At 67.8% G+C, this 13,772-nt stretch carries 16 protein-coding genes; 8 read left to right on the forward strand and 8 right to left on the reverse strand.

Annotated features, from left to right (window positions below; genetic code table 11):
• Positions 1-204 precede the first annotated feature (204 nt).
• Both AB7E35_RS05950 and AB7E35_RS05955 read left to right on the forward strand, forming a co-directional pair.
• On the forward strand, positions 205-1,713 hold the full coding sequence (locus AB7E35_RS05950) for a hypothetical protein (RefSeq protein ID WP_428167223.1): 1,509 nt from the start codon (positions 205-207) through the stop codon (positions 1,711-1,713).
• Positions 1,710-1,997: a hypothetical protein gene (locus AB7E35_RS05955; protein WP_428167224.1), complete on the forward strand. Its 288-nt coding sequence runs from the start codon at positions 1,710-1,712 to the stop codon at positions 1,995-1,997. The genes AB7E35_RS05950 and AB7E35_RS05955 overlap by 4 nt, the downstream gene beginning before the upstream one ends.
• Positions 1,998-2,003: 6 nt before the next feature.
• On the opposite strand, the gene AB7E35_RS05960 is transcribed toward AB7E35_RS05955, so the two are convergent.
• Complete coding sequence (locus AB7E35_RS05960; RefSeq protein WP_428167225.1) at positions 2,004-3,041, reverse strand: bifunctional nicotinamide-nucleotide adenylyltransferase/Nudix hydroxylase; 1,038 nt, start codon at positions 3,039-3,041, stop codon at positions 2,004-2,006.
• Between the two features lie 209 nt (positions 3,042-3,250).
• On the opposite strand from AB7E35_RS05960, the gene cutA reads away from it, so the two are divergent.
• Positions 3,251-3,625: a divalent-cation tolerance protein CutA gene (cutA, locus tag AB7E35_RS05965; protein WP_428162687.1), complete on the forward strand. Its 375-nt coding sequence runs from the start codon at positions 3,251-3,253 to the stop codon at positions 3,623-3,625.
• On the opposite strand, the gene ftsY is transcribed toward cutA, so the two are convergent.
• On the reverse strand, positions 3,588-4,910 hold the full coding sequence (ftsY, locus tag AB7E35_RS05970; RefSeq protein ID WP_428162686.1) for a signal recognition particle-docking protein FtsY: 1,323 nt from the start codon (positions 4,908-4,910) through the stop codon (positions 3,588-3,590). The two genes, cutA and ftsY, sit on opposite strands and share 38 nt — an antisense overlap.
• Positions 4,911-4,939: 29 nt before the next feature.
• Here ftsY and AB7E35_RS05975 point away from each other — a divergent pair, with 29 nt between their 5' ends.
• From AB7E35_RS05975 to coaD, 4 genes are all read left to right on the forward strand, one after another.
• Positions 4,940-6,415: a M16 family metallopeptidase gene (locus AB7E35_RS05975; protein WP_428167226.1), complete on the forward strand. Its 1,476-nt coding sequence runs from the start codon at positions 4,940-4,942 to the stop codon at positions 6,413-6,415.
• A gap of 13 nt (positions 6,416-6,428) precedes the next feature.
• Positions 6,429-7,793, forward strand: coding sequence for a M16 family metallopeptidase (locus AB7E35_RS05980; RefSeq protein ID WP_428162684.1), 1,365 nt, complete (start codon positions 6,429-6,431; stop codon positions 7,791-7,793).
• Positions 7,790-8,515 (forward strand): 16S rRNA (guanine(966)-N(2))-methyltransferase RsmD, encoded by a 726-nt coding sequence (gene rsmD, locus AB7E35_RS05985; RefSeq protein ID WP_428162683.1) that lies wholly within the window; start codon positions 7,790-7,792, stop codon positions 8,513-8,515. The genes AB7E35_RS05980 and rsmD overlap by 4 nt, the downstream gene beginning before the upstream one ends.
• A gap of 160 nt (positions 8,516-8,675) precedes the next feature.
• Positions 8,676-9,164, forward strand: coding sequence for a pantetheine-phosphate adenylyltransferase (gene coaD, locus AB7E35_RS05990; protein WP_428162682.1), 489 nt, complete (start codon positions 8,676-8,678; stop codon positions 9,162-9,164).
• Positions 9,165-9,184: 20 nt separating this feature from the next.
• Here coaD and AB7E35_RS05995 read toward each other — a convergent pair whose 3' ends face one another.
• The 4 genes from AB7E35_RS05995 to AB7E35_RS06010 form a co-directional block, all read right to left on the reverse strand.
• Complete coding sequence (locus AB7E35_RS05995) at positions 9,185-9,502, reverse strand: BON domain-containing protein (protein WP_428162681.1); 318 nt, start codon at positions 9,500-9,502, stop codon at positions 9,185-9,187.
• 78 nt (positions 9,503-9,580) lie between these two features.
• A complete protein-coding gene (locus tag AB7E35_RS06000; RefSeq protein WP_428162680.1) occupies positions 9,581-9,970 on the reverse strand; it encodes a hypothetical protein in 390 nt (129 codons plus the stop codon).
• A 71-nt stretch (positions 9,971-10,041) separates the two neighbouring features.
• Positions 10,042-10,206, reverse strand: a complete 165-nt coding sequence (locus AB7E35_RS06005; protein ID WP_428162679.1) for a DUF1328 domain-containing protein — start codon at positions 10,204-10,206, stop codon at positions 10,042-10,044.
• A 171-nt stretch (positions 10,207-10,377) separates the two neighbouring features.
• Entirely contained in the window at positions 10,378-11,712 is a 1,335-nt protein-coding gene (locus AB7E35_RS06010; RefSeq protein WP_428162678.1) for a CHASE3 domain-containing protein, read from the reverse strand.
• Positions 11,713-11,818: 106 nt separating this feature from the next.
• Here AB7E35_RS06010 and AB7E35_RS06015 point away from each other — a divergent pair, with 106 nt between their 5' ends.
• Complete coding sequence (locus tag AB7E35_RS06015; RefSeq protein WP_428162677.1) at positions 11,819-12,451, forward strand: response regulator; 633 nt, start codon at positions 11,819-11,821, stop codon at positions 12,449-12,451.
• A 31-nt stretch (positions 12,452-12,482) separates the two neighbouring features.
• On the opposite strand, the gene AB7E35_RS06020 is transcribed toward AB7E35_RS06015, so the two are convergent.
• A complete protein-coding gene (locus tag AB7E35_RS06020) occupies positions 12,483-12,887 on the reverse strand; it encodes a response regulator (RefSeq protein WP_428162676.1) in 405 nt (134 codons plus the stop codon).
• A gap of 107 nt (positions 12,888-12,994) precedes the next feature.
• Positions 12,995-13,759, reverse strand: a complete 765-nt coding sequence (locus AB7E35_RS06025) for a HesA/MoeB/ThiF family protein (RefSeq protein WP_428162675.1) — start codon at positions 13,757-13,759, stop codon at positions 12,995-12,997.
• Between the last annotated feature and the right edge of the window lie 13 nt (positions 13,760-13,772).

Genomic DNA, 13,772 nt, shown 5'->3' on the forward strand with positions numbered 1-13,772 from the left:
TGCGCGCCCGTCTCATCGCTGCGGGTGCGGTGGGATGAGCGTCTTCTTGCACTTGTCGATCTGCCCATGCGCCCGCGCCGGGTGCTTGCCAGTCAATGCGGTGTGGTTGTGCTGTGTCGGGTATCCCGGTTTGTGCAAAGCACGCGGTGTCTGTAGATTGGGCAGCCTTGTGGCCCATACAGATCGTGAAGTCTGCGCACAACCATGAAAACCTCGTTGAAGGCACAGGGCCCCACTCTTTTTCATTCCCCCTCTCGCGCACGTTCACCTGCCTTGATGGCCGGTCTGGTCATGCTGGCCATTGTGGCCACGGGCGTCTCGCTGTTGCGCAGCGGCTTTGCTTTCGGTATCAACAACAACGTCTTTCATGTTCCGCTGGTGCTGGACTGGGCCCGTCTGCCGGTCTTTGCTGGGGACGCCTATTACCAGTCACTGGGCAAGTTCACGTCCATCGTCTGGCCCCTGGTCAGTGCGGTAGCCACCGAGGCAAATGTGGAGACCGTGTTTCTGGCGGGCCATGCACTGTCGCGCTTTGCGGCCATGCTTGCCATAGGCGCCCTGCTGGTGATCCAGCTGCGCCTGCGCCCCGCACAGGCCCTGCTGGCCTGCCTGGTGCTGGCCTTGACCCCCTGGATGCAGGGCTTTAGCCTGGTCGGCGGGCATGGCTTGTTCATCCACTATTTCACCCATTCAGAGGTGACATGGGGCTTTTTGCTGCTGGCCCTGATGGCCGCGCACGCCGGGCGGTGGCCATGGGCCGCAGCCCTGGCCGGGTTGGTCTTTGACATCAATGCCTTCATCGGTGTCTGGCTGCTGGTCATGCTGCTTGCGGCCTATGCCGCTGCGCCGCCGCAGCGCGCCGGGCGGCAGTTGCTCATCGCGGGGCTGGTTTTTTTGCTGTGCGCCGCGCCGGTGCTGCTGTGGATTGCTCAAAGCACGGGTGCCACCTACCCGGCGTTCAGCTTCAAAAGCTACATCCGCACTTACTTCCCGTATCACTTCCTGATCGAGTCGGCCAGCAGGCGCGATGTGCTCATCCTGGGCATGCTGCTGGGTGTGGGCTGCACGTCCGCCCTGATGCTGCCGCGGCCGGTGTTCTGGCTGGCGGTGCTGATGGCGCCCGCCGGCTTGTTCATGCTGGGTACGGTGCTGCCGTATCTGCTGAACCATCGGGTGATCTTCAACCTGCATCTGCTGCGCGTGGATGGCGTCATCCAGTGGCTGGCCATGGTGCTGGCCGTGGCCGTGCTGGTGCCGCGGCTGGTGGGGCAGGCCAGCCGGGCTGCGCGCATTTATGCGGCGGTGGGGCTGGTGTCGCTGCTTACCGTGGTGAACGAGCCTTCCAGTTTGCTGGCGGCCTGGGTGGCATTGGCGGCCCTGGCCTGGATGGAGCGCCGGCCCGCTGACAGATACCTGTCGCCGTTGCTCAACCGGCCCTGGACGGCCATCGCATTCATGTTGCTGGTGGTGACGATGGAGCTGGCGCGCCATCAGCTGGGCTGGGCCCAGGCGCGCGCTGGGCTGCCATGCTGGCGTTTGCAGTGGGTGTGCCGGCAGGCGGGGCCCACCTGGTCTGGCCGGTGCTGGGCTTGCTGCTGCTCATGCCGAAGATCGAGCAGCGTGGCGCGCTGCTGCATACCCAACCGTTTGCCCCGCCGTTGCTGGAGCTGTCGCAGTGGATCCGCCAGGAGCGGGTGCAGGGCCCGGTGTTGATCGAGATCGTCCCCGCCCTGGATTCCCTGCAGGTGCTCACGCGCGTGCCGGTTTGGGTGGACTGGAAGCAGGGCGCCGCCGTCATGTGGGAGCCTGCGTTTTATCAGCGCTGGTCAACCCGCTATCAGGAGGTGCGTGCGCTTCAGCAGCCGTCAGAGTTCGTCGCCTACGCCAGGCAGCACGGCATCCGGTACATCGTGCTGCGCAGGTCGCGCGGCGATTGCGCCGCGGGCAGCGAGCTGCTGTATCGCAACGCTAGCTACCAGCTGTGCCGCCTGTCGTGACCCGCCTTACTGGCGCGTCGTCAGCCCCAGAAAATGATCCAGCATGTGGAAGTGGTCTTCAAAGAAGTCTTCTTCCATGCCCGCCAGCTGCCCGATGGGCGTCCACTGCACCTGCGCGGCATCGTCGTCCGCGCGCACGTCGGGCAGGGGGGCCTGCCCCAGGTCGAAGTAATGCGCGTGCGTGATGGTGCGCCCGCGCTGGCTGCGGTCGGGGTGGTCGAACACGGCTACGCATTGCAGGGCGGCCTGCATGTCGGCCTCGGGCAGGGCGCAGTGGGTTTCCTCGGCCAATTCGCGCAGGCACGATTGCCACAGCGTCTCGCGCTGCTCGATAAAGCCGCCGGGCACTGCCAGCTGCCCCTTGCCGGGCGCGTGGGCGCGGCGGATCAGCAGCACCTGGTCCTGGCAGCGCAGCACCGCATCCACGGTGACGAAGACCGGCGGGTAGGGCGCGGTGGCCCAGGCCTCCCGGTAGCTGCGCAGCATCAGCCATTCCTGCTGCAGCGCGGCGTAGCTGGGGCCGTTGGCAAACTGCTCCAGCAGCGCGCGCGTGCTTGGCGGTATGGCGCTTGCCAGGGGTTGCAGCGCGGCGGCCACGGTGGTGGGCGTTGCCCCAAAGTAGGCGTCGCGAATGGCGGTGGCATCAATGTCGCCCTGGCGCTCCATGCGGATCAGCTCCCAGCCGGGAAAGGCGCGCAGGTAGCTGCTGGTGGCGTCCTTGAAATGCCCCACCAGGCCCACGCGCCCATGCGCGGCCGTGTGCCGGGCCACGGCGCTGCGCACGGCCTGCACCCACAGGGCCTCGTTGTAGTAGTCGCGCACGGGCAGCACGGTCAGGCGTGCGTTGTCGTGCGCCGTCAGGGCGCTGCGCAGCATGGACTCGCGCTCTGCCCAGGTGAAGGGGTTCTTGGGGGTGCGCGCCTGGAATGCCGAGCCGACGATGACGATGACGCGCTGTGCGCACGCCAGCGCTTCGCGCAGCAGGGCCAGATGACCGGTGTGGACGGGCTCGAAGCGCCCGATGAGGATGGCGGTGTCGTACATGCGGGCGAGGGGCCTCGGCGGGGTGTGCTGCAAAAAAGTGAGCTTCTTGCGCTTGTTGCATAAGCGCCGGTGGCCATTTTGACTGAAATATGAATGGCCTGGCCAGCTGTCGCGCCTGGAAATCATTGGAGGCAAGCTTCTCGGACGAACAACATGCACAGGCCTGTTGGGGGGCTTTGCTGCGCTGCGCCCTGTGCCAGACTTGTGCCATGCACAGCCCAGCAGCGCCCTCATACACCATCGCCATCGTGACCACCACCGTAGCCCATCAGGCCGATGCGCAGCGCCTGGCAGCCGGCGCCGTGCAGGCCCGTCTGGCCGCCTGCGTGCAGGTGGAGGCGATTGCCTCGCACTATGTCTGGCAGGGCGCGCAGCAGCACGATGCCGAGTGGCGCCTGGTGTGCAAGACGCTGCCCCAGGCCGCGCCCGTGCTGCGCGACTGGCTGCGCGCGCAGCACCCCTACGATGTGCCGCAGCTGCTCACCCACACCGCGCAGGCCGAGGCTGATTACGCCGACTGGGTGGCGCAGCAGGTCGATGGGTCAATCAGGCCAGCAGCGCCTGCGCGAACTCGCGGGCGTTGAAGGTCTCCAGGTCTTCCAGCTTCTCGCCCACGCCGATGAAATAGACCGGCACAGGGCGCTCCTGCGCAATCGCCGCCAGCACGCCGCCCTTGGCCGTGCCGTCCAGCTTGGTGACGATCAGCCCGGTGAGCTGCAGCGCGTCGTCAAACGCACGCACCTGGGTCAGCGCGTTCTGGCCGGTGTTGCCGTCGATCACCAGCAGCACCTCGTGCGGGGCGCTGGCGTCGGCCTTGGTGATCACGCGGCGGATTTTCTTCAGCTCTTCCATCAGGTGCAGCTGCGTGGGCAGGCGCCCGGCCGTGTCCACCAGCACCACGTCCTTGCCGCGCGCGCGCCCGGCGGTGACGGCATCAAAGCTGACGGCCGCCGGGTCGCCCCCCTCCTGGCTGATGATCTCCACCAGGTTGCGTGTGGCCCACACGCCCAACTGCTCGCGCGCCGCGGCGCGGAAGGTGTCGGCGGCGGCCAGCAGCACGCTTTCGCCGTGGTCGGCCAGGTGCTTTGTCAGCTTGCCGATGGACGTGGTCTTGCCCGCGCCGTTCACGCCAGCCACCATGATCACGGTGGGCGTGTGCTCGCCGATGACCAGGGGCTTTTCCAGCGGCTGCAGCAGTTCGGCCAGCGCATCGGCCAGCAGGGCCTTGACGGTGGCGGGGTCGGTGGTCTTGGTGTCTTTCACGCGGCGCTTGAGGTCATCCAGCAGGTGCTGCGTGGCCTTTACGCCGGTGTCGGCCATCAGCAGCGCGTCTTCCAGCTCTTCGTACAGCGCGTCGTCGATCTTGGTGCCGGTGAAGACGGTGGCGATGCTGCTGCCCGTCTTGCGCAGGCCCATTTTGAGGCGCTCCATCCAGCCTTGGCGCGCAGCTTCGGGTTGGGGCTGCGGCGCTTGCACGGGTGCGGGCGCAGGTGGTGGTGCGGCAGGCACGGCCGACGGGGGCGCATCCGCTAGTGGTGCGGCAGGCGCGGGCATTGCAGCCGGCGCGGCTGCGGGCGCTGCGGTGGGTGCGACTGTTGGAGAGACCGTTGGCGGCGCCGTCGGTGGGGCTGCCGTCGGTGGGGCCGCGGGCGGGGCAGGCTCTGGCGCACTGCCGCCACCCACGCCAAAAGACTTGCGCAGCCAGCCCAGCGCCCCGCCGCCGCCTGCAGGAGCGGCAGCCGGTGTGGCTGCAGGTGCGGATGAGGGCGCCGGCGGCGCGGCGCCGTCCGTGCCTTGCGGCGCGGGTGCAGGCACGGCATTGGAGGGCTCGGCGGGGGAGGGGGATTTTTTCTTGAAAAAACTGAACATTGGCGGGTTCTTAGAATCGCAGCCATTCTATGAAACGCGCCATCACCCTCGTTGTTCCCCTTGCGGGCCTGCTGTCCTGCCTGAATGCCGGGGCGCAGAGCCCGGCCCCTGAATCTTCTGCCGCTGCGGCCCGGGCCGCGTCGGTTGCTGCCGATGCCCAGGCCACCACGGCCAGCGGTGCACAGCTGTTCACCCTGAAGAATGGCATGCAGCTCATCGTGCAGCCCGACCGGCGCGCGCCCACGGCGGTGCACATGGTTTGGCTGCGCGTGGGCGCCATGGACGAGGTGGACGGCACCTCGGGCGTGGCGCACGTGCTTGAGCACATGATGTTCAAGGGCTCCAAGACTGTGCCGCCGGGCGATTTTTCGCGCCGCGTGGCCGCGCTGGGCGGGCAGGAGAACGCCTTCACCAGCCGCGACTACACCGGCTACTACCAGCAGATACCGGCCGACCGCCTGGCCGACGTGATGCGGCTGGAGGCCGACCGCTTTGCCCATAACCAGTGGCCTGACGCCGAGTTCGCCAAAGAGATCGAGGTGGTCAAGGAAGAGCGCCGCCTGCGCACCGAAGACCAGCCGCGCGCCGCCCTCATCGAGCAGCTGTTTGCGTCCACCTTCATCGCCTCGCCCTACCGCCGCCCGGTGGTGGGCTGGATGAGCGACCTGGACGCCATGACGCCCGATGATGTGCGCCGCTTTCACCGCGACTGGTACGCGCCCGGCAACGCCGCCGTGGTGGTGGCGGGTGATGTGGACCCCGCCCAGGTGCTGGCACTGGCCGAAAAAACCTACGGCAGCATCCCGCCGCGCGCACTGCCCGCGCGCAAACCCCGCACCGAACCCGCACAACAGGGCCTGCGCCGCATTGCCTTCAAGGCGCCCGCCGAGCAGGCCTACACCGCGCTGGCCTTTCGCGTGCCCGGCATCACGCGGCTGGACGACATGCAGCAGGCCGACCGCGATGGCCTGGCGCTGCTGGTGCTGTCGGCCGTGCTCAGCGGCTACGACGGCGCCCGTCTGGAGCGCGCCCTGACGCAGGGCGCCGACCGCGTGGCCGACAGCGCCAACAGCCACGCCTCCATCCTGGGGCGCGGCCCGTCGGTGTTTTTGATGACCGGCGTGCCCGCCGCGGGCAAGACCGCCCAGCAGGTAGAAGACGCCCTGCGCGCCGAGGTGGCACGCGTGGCCCGCGAGGGCGTGAGCGAGGCCGAGCTCTCGCGCGTCAAGACGCAGTGGGCGGCATCTACCATTTATGCGCGCGATTCGCTCTACAGCCAGGCCAGCGATCTGGGCAGCAACTGGGTGCAGGGCCTGCCGCTGGATGCGGACGAGCAATTGCTCAGGCTGCTGCGCGCCGTCACGCCGCAGCAGGTGCAGTCGGTGGCTGCGCGCTACTTTGGCGACGACCAGCTCACCGTGGCCACGTTGCTGCCCCAGCCGGTGGCAGCGGGCGCCAAGCGTGCCGCGCCCGCGCCTGGCGACACCAGTGGTCGGCTGCATTGAGCTAAATAAGCATATGAAAAATACTATTAAAAATATAGCTGCTCGCGCTTTATTGGTAAGCGCTGGAGCCGTTTTTTATACCCAATCTGCCTGGGCGCTGCTGCCCATCCAGCACTGGACGCAGGACAACGGCGCGCGCGTGTGGCTGGTCGAAAGCCCGGCCATCCCCATGGTGGATGTGCAGGTGGACTTTGACGCCGGCGCACGCCGTGATCCCGCGCCCCAGGCGGGCCTGGCCGCGGCGGCTGCGCTGATGGCATCCAAGGGCGTGACTGCAGGCGCGCCGGGCGAGGGCGCGCTGGACGAAAACGACCTGGGCGAGGCCTGGGCCGACCTGGGCGCCAGCTTCGAGGCCGGCGCCGAGCGCGATGGCCTGGCGTTTTCGCTGCGCTCGCTGACCGAGCCCGACCTGCTGGATCGCGCCGCCCGCCTGGCCGCGCGCCAGATGGGCCAGCCCAGTTATGCCGCCGCCGTGTGGCAGCGCGAGCGCGAGCGCTGGAGCGCCTCCATCAAAGAAGCCGACACCCGCCCCGGCACCGTGGCCAGCAAGGCTTTTGCCACCGCCGTCTATGGCGGCCACTCCTACGGCCAGCGCGCCACTGGGCAGACCCTGGCCAATATCCAGGTGGCCGATTTGCAGGCCTTTCATGCGCGTTACCTGCAGGCCTGCCGCGCGCGCGTGAGCATCGTGGGTGCCCTGTCGCGCGAGCAGGCGCAGCAACTGGTGCAGACCCTGCTGGCGCGCCTGCCCGCGCAGCAGGCTGGTGCGGCAGGCTGCGCGCCGCTGCCGCCCGTGCCCGAGGTGCCGCCGCTGGCTGCTGCGGCGCAGCAAGACGTTGCCTTCAACTCGGCCCAGGCCCATGTGCTGATGGGCCAGCCGGGCATCGTTCGCAGCGACCCGGACTTTTTGGCGCTGCTGGTGGGCAACCACATTTTGGGCGGCGGGGGCTTCACCTCGCGCCTGACCCACGAGGTGCGCGAACAGCGCGGTCTGTCCTACAGCGTGGGCAGCAGCTTCTCGCCCGGCCTGCATGCCGGCGCCTTTGTGGCGGGCCTGCAGACCCGCCCCGACCAAGCCGCGCAGGCCGTGCAGGTCACGCGCGACGTGCTGGCACGCTTTGTGGCCGACGGCCCGACCGAGGCCGAGCTGCGCGCCGCCAAGGACAACCTGATCGGCGGCTTTGCGCTGCGCATCGACAGCAACCGCAAGCTGCTGGCCAACGTGGTCAACATTGCGCGCAACGACCTGCCGCTGGACTACCTGGAGCACTGGACCGACCGCGTGCAGGCCCTCACCGTGGCCGACATCCGCGCCGCCCTGCAGCGCAAGCTGCAGCCCGAGCGCATGGTGACCGTGGTGGTGGGGGGGCAGCCATGAGCCGATCCAGCTTGCGCCTGGAAACCCTGCCCGGGGGCCGGCTGGCCCGTCCGGCCAAAAGCGTTGCAGCGGCAGAGCCCGCAGCCGGAGCAGCCAAGGCAGTCCAGACAGCCAAGGGCAGCGCCAAAAAAGACACCGCGCCCAAGGCTGCGGGCGAGGTGCGCATCATCGGCGGGCAATGGAAGCGCACCCGCCTGCCCGTGGCCAACCGACCCGGCCTGCGCCCCACGCCCGACCGCGTGCGCGAGACGCTGTTCAACTGGCTGGGCCAGGATCTGACGGGCTGGCGCTGCCTGGATGCGTTTGCGGGCACCGGCGCGCTGGGCCTGGAGGCCGCCTCGCGCGGCGCGGCCAGCGTGCTGCTGGTGGAAGGCGACGCCGCCCTGGCCGCGCAGCTGGAAACCCTGCGCCAGCGCCTGCAGGCCACGGCTGTGCGCGTGCAGCGTGGTGACGGCGTGGCCGCGCTGCGCCAGTGCGTGCCCGCCAGCACGCACCTGCTGCTGATTGACCCGCCGTTCGACGGCGATCTGTTTGCCCCGGCGCTGCAAGCCGCCGCGCGGGCCGTGGCGCCGGATGGCTTCATCTATCTGGAGGCGCCCGTGGCCTGGACGCAGGAGCAACTGTCGCCCCTGGGGCTGTCGCTGCACCGCCACCTGAAAGCGGGCGCCGTCCATGCCCACCTGCTGCAGCGCCTGCAGGCAGCGCCGGATGCGGGTACTTGATTTGCTATCGATATAGGAGCTGCAGGCGCTTGCCGCAGCGCCGCTGGAGCCTGGCCGGGCCTGACGCGGTTGCGGGCGCCATGGCAGGCATAATCCAGCCCCCTGGTGCCCGCGCCGGGCGCCACGCAGCAGCACAAAGCACCACAAGGAGACCCCCGCCATGGCGACTGTGACCGCCGTCTATCCCGGAACCTTTGACCCCATCACCCTGGGCCATGAGGGCATGGTGCGCCGCGCCGCGCAGTTGTTTGACCGCGTCATCGTGGCTGTGGCCATTGCACACCACAAAAAGACGCTGTTCAGCCTGGACGAGCGCATGGGCATGGCGCGCGAGGCGCTGCGCGACTGCCCGCAGGTGCAGGTGCAGCCATTTGACGGGCTGGTGACGGCGTTTGCCGCCGCGCACGGCGCCAGCGTGATGGTGCGGGGCCTGCGCTCGGGCACTGATTTTGACTACGAGTTTCAGCTGGCCGGCATGAACCGCGCACTGGTGCCGCAGATCGACACGGTGTTCCTCACGCCCGACAGCCACCACCAGTTCATCAGCAGCACGCTGGTGCGCGAGATATCCACGCTGGGCGGCGACGTGGGGCAGTTTGTGTCAGCCCCTGTGCTGCAGCGGCTGCAGGCCAGGGCAGCGCAGCCCTGACCTGGCGGGTGGTCCGGCGCTCAGGGCCGAACGACAATGCTGTTGCGCACGCTGCGCACATGCTTGGTGCCGCGGGCGATGTCCTCGGCGCGGTCTTTTTCGGCTTGCGACTTGGCAAAGCCTGACAGCTGCACGGTGCCGTTGAGCGTCTCCACGTTGATGGCCGTGGCCGAGACGGTTTTGTCTTCGATCATCCTGGCCTTGATGGCGGTGGTGATGCCCGCATCGTCCACATAAGAGCCCACGGTCTGCTGCTCGCGCACGACGGCGCAGCCGGTGGTGGTGACGACGGCGCTGGCGGCCAGCAAGGCGAAGGCGATGGCGCGTACGGTTGGCATGGTGTTGTCCTCTTGGTTTGGTGTTTCAGATGGCGGGGCCCTCATCCGGCGTGGCTGCGGCCCCGGAAGTGGCGGGCGTCAGTCGCGCCCGCGGCGGCTCAGCAACATTGCCAGGGTGGCCAAGGCGGCGCCCGCGGCGGCGGCCATCAGCAAAGACTTGCCTGGCTGCTCGTTCACATAGCGCGTGGTGGCATCGCCTGCCTGATGGAACTGGCGGCGCGCCCGCTCGCTGGTCTGGGCGCAGTAGTCGATGCTGCGGCTGGCCAAGTCCTGGGCCTTGTAGGCCAGATCGTCGATCAGCGGGTCTGCGCCTGCGCGCAGGCGGCGCACGCTGCTTTCGGCCATGTCCAACGTGTCATTGGCCATGCGGCGCGTGGCCTCTGCGGCGCTGGCGGCCGTGTCGGCTACGTCGCCGGCGACCTGGTGCGCGGCCTGCGCAGCTTTCTGGGTGGCAGTCTCGAGTGTCATGGGGAAAGTCCTTGGATGAATGGTGGGGCCGCAGGTGGGGCTGCAGGAGCATGAGCCCCGCTGGCGGAGACTCAGTTCTTCTTGAGCAGGCCGAACAGGAAAGTCGCCACGGCCAGAACCAGGAACACGACGAAAAGCACCTTGGCGATGCCGACGGCGCTCGCGGCGATGCCGCTGAATCCTAAGAGCGCTGCCACCAGGGCAATCACCAAAAAAACCACTGCGTAATGCAACATGACCCACTCCTTGTGTGCGGCGCAGCATGGAGCCGTGCCGTTGTGCGCTGAGCGCACAGTTGCACTGTAGGAGCAGCGCTGCCGCGCGTGCGTGGGAGGCCAGCGCGTGTTTTTGTAGGACGCCGGCTACCGATGGCGCCGGTTCAAGGGCGCCGGTTCAATGGGGCTGGTTCAATGGGGCAGCATCGCGCTGATCAGCGTGCCCTCGCCGGGGGTGGAGCTGACGTTCAGGCGCCCGCCAGCGGCTTCCACCCGGTGGCGCATGCCCAGCAGGCCGTGCGCGCCAGGGCCGATGCGCTGGGTGTCAAAGCCCTTGCCGTCGTCACGCACCTGCACCGAGACATGGTTGGGGTAGTCGTGTACCGACACCAGCACCTTGCGGGCCTGGGCGTATTTGCCGATGTTGGTCAGCGATTCTTGCACCAGCCGATAGACGGTCAGCTGTGAGGCTTCGGGCAGGCTGACCTGCTCCAGGTGGGTGTCCACCTGCAGGTTGCTGCTGCGGGCAAACTCGCGCGTCAGAATCTCCAGCGAGGCCGTCAGCCCCAGGTTGGACAGCGAGGACGGGCGCAGGTTTTCGATGATGCGGCGCTTGAGCGCGATGACGCTGTTGAGCGTTTCGGTGAGGTGCTGCACGCGCTCGGCGTTCTCAGGGGCCTGCATATCGATGCGGGGCTTGAGTCGCGCCAGATCCAGCTTGGCTGCCGTGAGCAGCGCGCCCAGTTCGTCGTGCAGCTCGCGGGCCAGGTGGGCGCGCTCGTCCTCGCGCACTTGCTGCAGGTGGTTGGCCAGCTGCGACAGCGAAGCCGTGCGCTCGCGCACCAGCTGCTCCAGCCCGTCGCGCTCGCGCGCCAGCGCCTGCTGCTGGCGCTCGTTGGCTTCATGCAGGGCGTTGGTCTGGCGCAGGTACATGTAGAACGCCAGCAGCCCGGTGACTGCCACGGCCGCGATGCCGATGCGCAACAGCATCAGCGAGTGCAGTATGTCTTGCCGGTTGCTCTCGGTTTGCTGCGTGCTGCGCGCCAGCAGGCGGCTCGCAATGGCGCGGATGGCGTCCATGTTCTCCTTGCCCACGTCGGTGGACAGCACGAACTGCCAGGCGTCGTTGTTGTTCTGGCGGCGCAGTTCCAGGCTCAGGTTCAACTCGGACAGCCTGCGCGCGACCTGCTGTGACAACTGCGCAAACTCGCCCTGGTCTTGCGGCGCATGCTGGTAGGCCTGGCGCAGCTCCTCCAGGTCGGCACCGATGGTGGTGACAGCCTGCTGGTAGGGCTGCAGATAGCGCTCGTCGCCCGTGAGCAGGTAGCCGCGCAGCCCGGTCTCGGCGTTGAGCATGTTCTGCAGCAGCTGATCGAGCGCGGCCTGCGTGGCGTGTGAGCGGGCCAGCGCCTTGATGGCTTCGTGCGAGCGCATGTGCCCCAGCTCGTTGATGCTCAACAGCAGCGCCGCAGCCAGCAGCGCCACCGGCAGACTGATGGCCACTTTGCGCAGGCGGGTCCAACTCATGTGCGGGTTACTCCGGGGGGCTGTGGGGCGGCGGGGTGGTGCATATCATCGAAGCATTCTGAACCCATGCCGGTCGCTTGAGGCGTTGCCGGAGAAAGAAGGCTCAATGATCAATATCGGCATTGTGGATGACCACGCCATAGTGCGTTCGGGACTGCGGCAGTTTCTGGGCGAGCATGTGGATTTGCGGGTGGTGGGCGAGGCCGCCAACGGCCGCGAGGCCATCGACCTGGTGCGCGCGCACGAGGTGGATGTGCTGGTGATGGACTTGTCCATGCCCGGGCACAGCGGACTGGATGCCCTGGCCATGCTGCGCGCCAAGGCGCCGGACATGGGCATCCTGATCCTGAGCGGCTACCCCGAGGAGCATTACGCGATCAACCTGATTCGCCAGGGTGCAAGCGGCTACCTGAACAAGGAGTGCGAGCCGCGCGAGATCGTCGAGGCGATTCGCACCATCGCAATGGGGCGTCGCTACCTGACGCCGGCCGTCGCCGACCTGCTGGCCCAGCAGCTCAACCGCAAGGAGGGCGCAGCGCCGCACGAGCAGCTGTCCGAGCGTGAGTTCCAGGTGTTTCTCAAGCTGGCGCGGGGCGGGACGGCGGGCGATATCGCCAAGTCCCTGTCGCTCTCGGTGAAGACCGTGAGCACCTACCGCACCCGGCTCATGGAGAAAATGGGGCTTTCGTCCAACAGCGACCTGACGTATTACGCGCTCAAGAACAGACTCATCGACTGAGCCTGCCGCAGCTTGCGTCAGGTGGTGAAGGTCAGCCAGCCGGCAGCTGGCCGGGGTGGGCGCTCTGGGTGCTGCGCTGTATGCAGTAGTCCACCAGTGCGTCTATTTCATTGGATTTGTCAAAAACAGCATCCACGCCCAGCTGGGCGCAACGCATGCGCACGTCGGGCGTGGCGTAGTTGCTCAGCACCACGATCTTCTGGTCGCTCAGGCGGTCGCGGCAGGCGGCCAGAACGCCCAGGCCGCTGCCCTGTCGCAAAAACAGATCCACGATGGCCAAGTCCCACTGCGAGGGATGGGCGGTAAGCCATTGCTTGCCTTCATCCTCTGTCTCCGCCACCCCGACCGCCTCGACCTCGGCCAGCTCCTCCAGGGTTCCGATCAGGTTCTCGCGGATGGTGGCGTTGTCTTCGACAATGTAGGTGCGTAGTTTCACGGGGCATTCCTGTTCGGGCAGACGCCCAGCATGGGCCATGCGCCACTGTAGGCGCGTGGGTGCGCTGCGCGTGCCAGTGGCTGCGTGCACCAGGCGTAGGCGTATTCCTACCCGCCGCTGTCTTGGTGGGCGCCGCAGACGGGGCAGGCCGGATCGCGCTGCATGCGCACCTCGGTCCATTGCATGTCGCGGCCGTCGAGCATCAGCAGGCGCCCGGCCAGAGAGGTGCCAACCCCGGCAATCAGCTTGAGCGCCTCGGCCGCCTGCATGGTGCCGATGATGCCCACCATGGGGGCAAACACGCCCATGGTCGAGCACTGCACTTCGTCAAACTGCGCCGTGGGCGAGAACAGGCAGGCGTAGCAGGGGGAGTCGTCCTGGCGCGGGTCGTACACCGATATTTGCCCGTCAAACCGTATGGCGGCGCCCGCCACCAGCGGTTTGCGCTGCGCCACGCATGCGGCATTGATGGCCTGGCGCGTGCGGTAGTTGTCTGTGCAGTCCAGCACCACGTCTGCCTGGGCCACCAGAGCGTCCAGCGCAGCCGCATCCATACGCTGGCGCAGCGCCCGCACGGTGACCAGCGGGTTGATGGCCCGCACCGCCTGCGCCGCAGATTCGACCTTGGGCTGGCCCACGCGTTCGCTGGTGTGGGCAATCTGGCGCTGCAGGTTGGTCAGATCCACCACATCGTCGTCCACCAGGGTCAGTGTGCCGACACCTGCCGATCCCAGAAACAATGCCGCTGGCGAGCCCAGGCCGCCGGCGCCCACGATCAGCACATGCGCGGCAAGGATGCGCTCCTGCCCCTCGATGCCGATTTCGTCGAGCAGGATGTGGCGCGAGTAGCGCAAAAGTTGATCGTCGTTCATGGGCGGTGCCGGG

Origin of the sequence: Diaphorobacter sp. (genome assembly GCF_050251835.1) — a bacterium.
In the GTDB taxonomy this organism is placed as follows: domain Bacteria; phylum Pseudomonadota; class Gammaproteobacteria; order Burkholderiales; family Burkholderiaceae_C; genus JBFXIE01.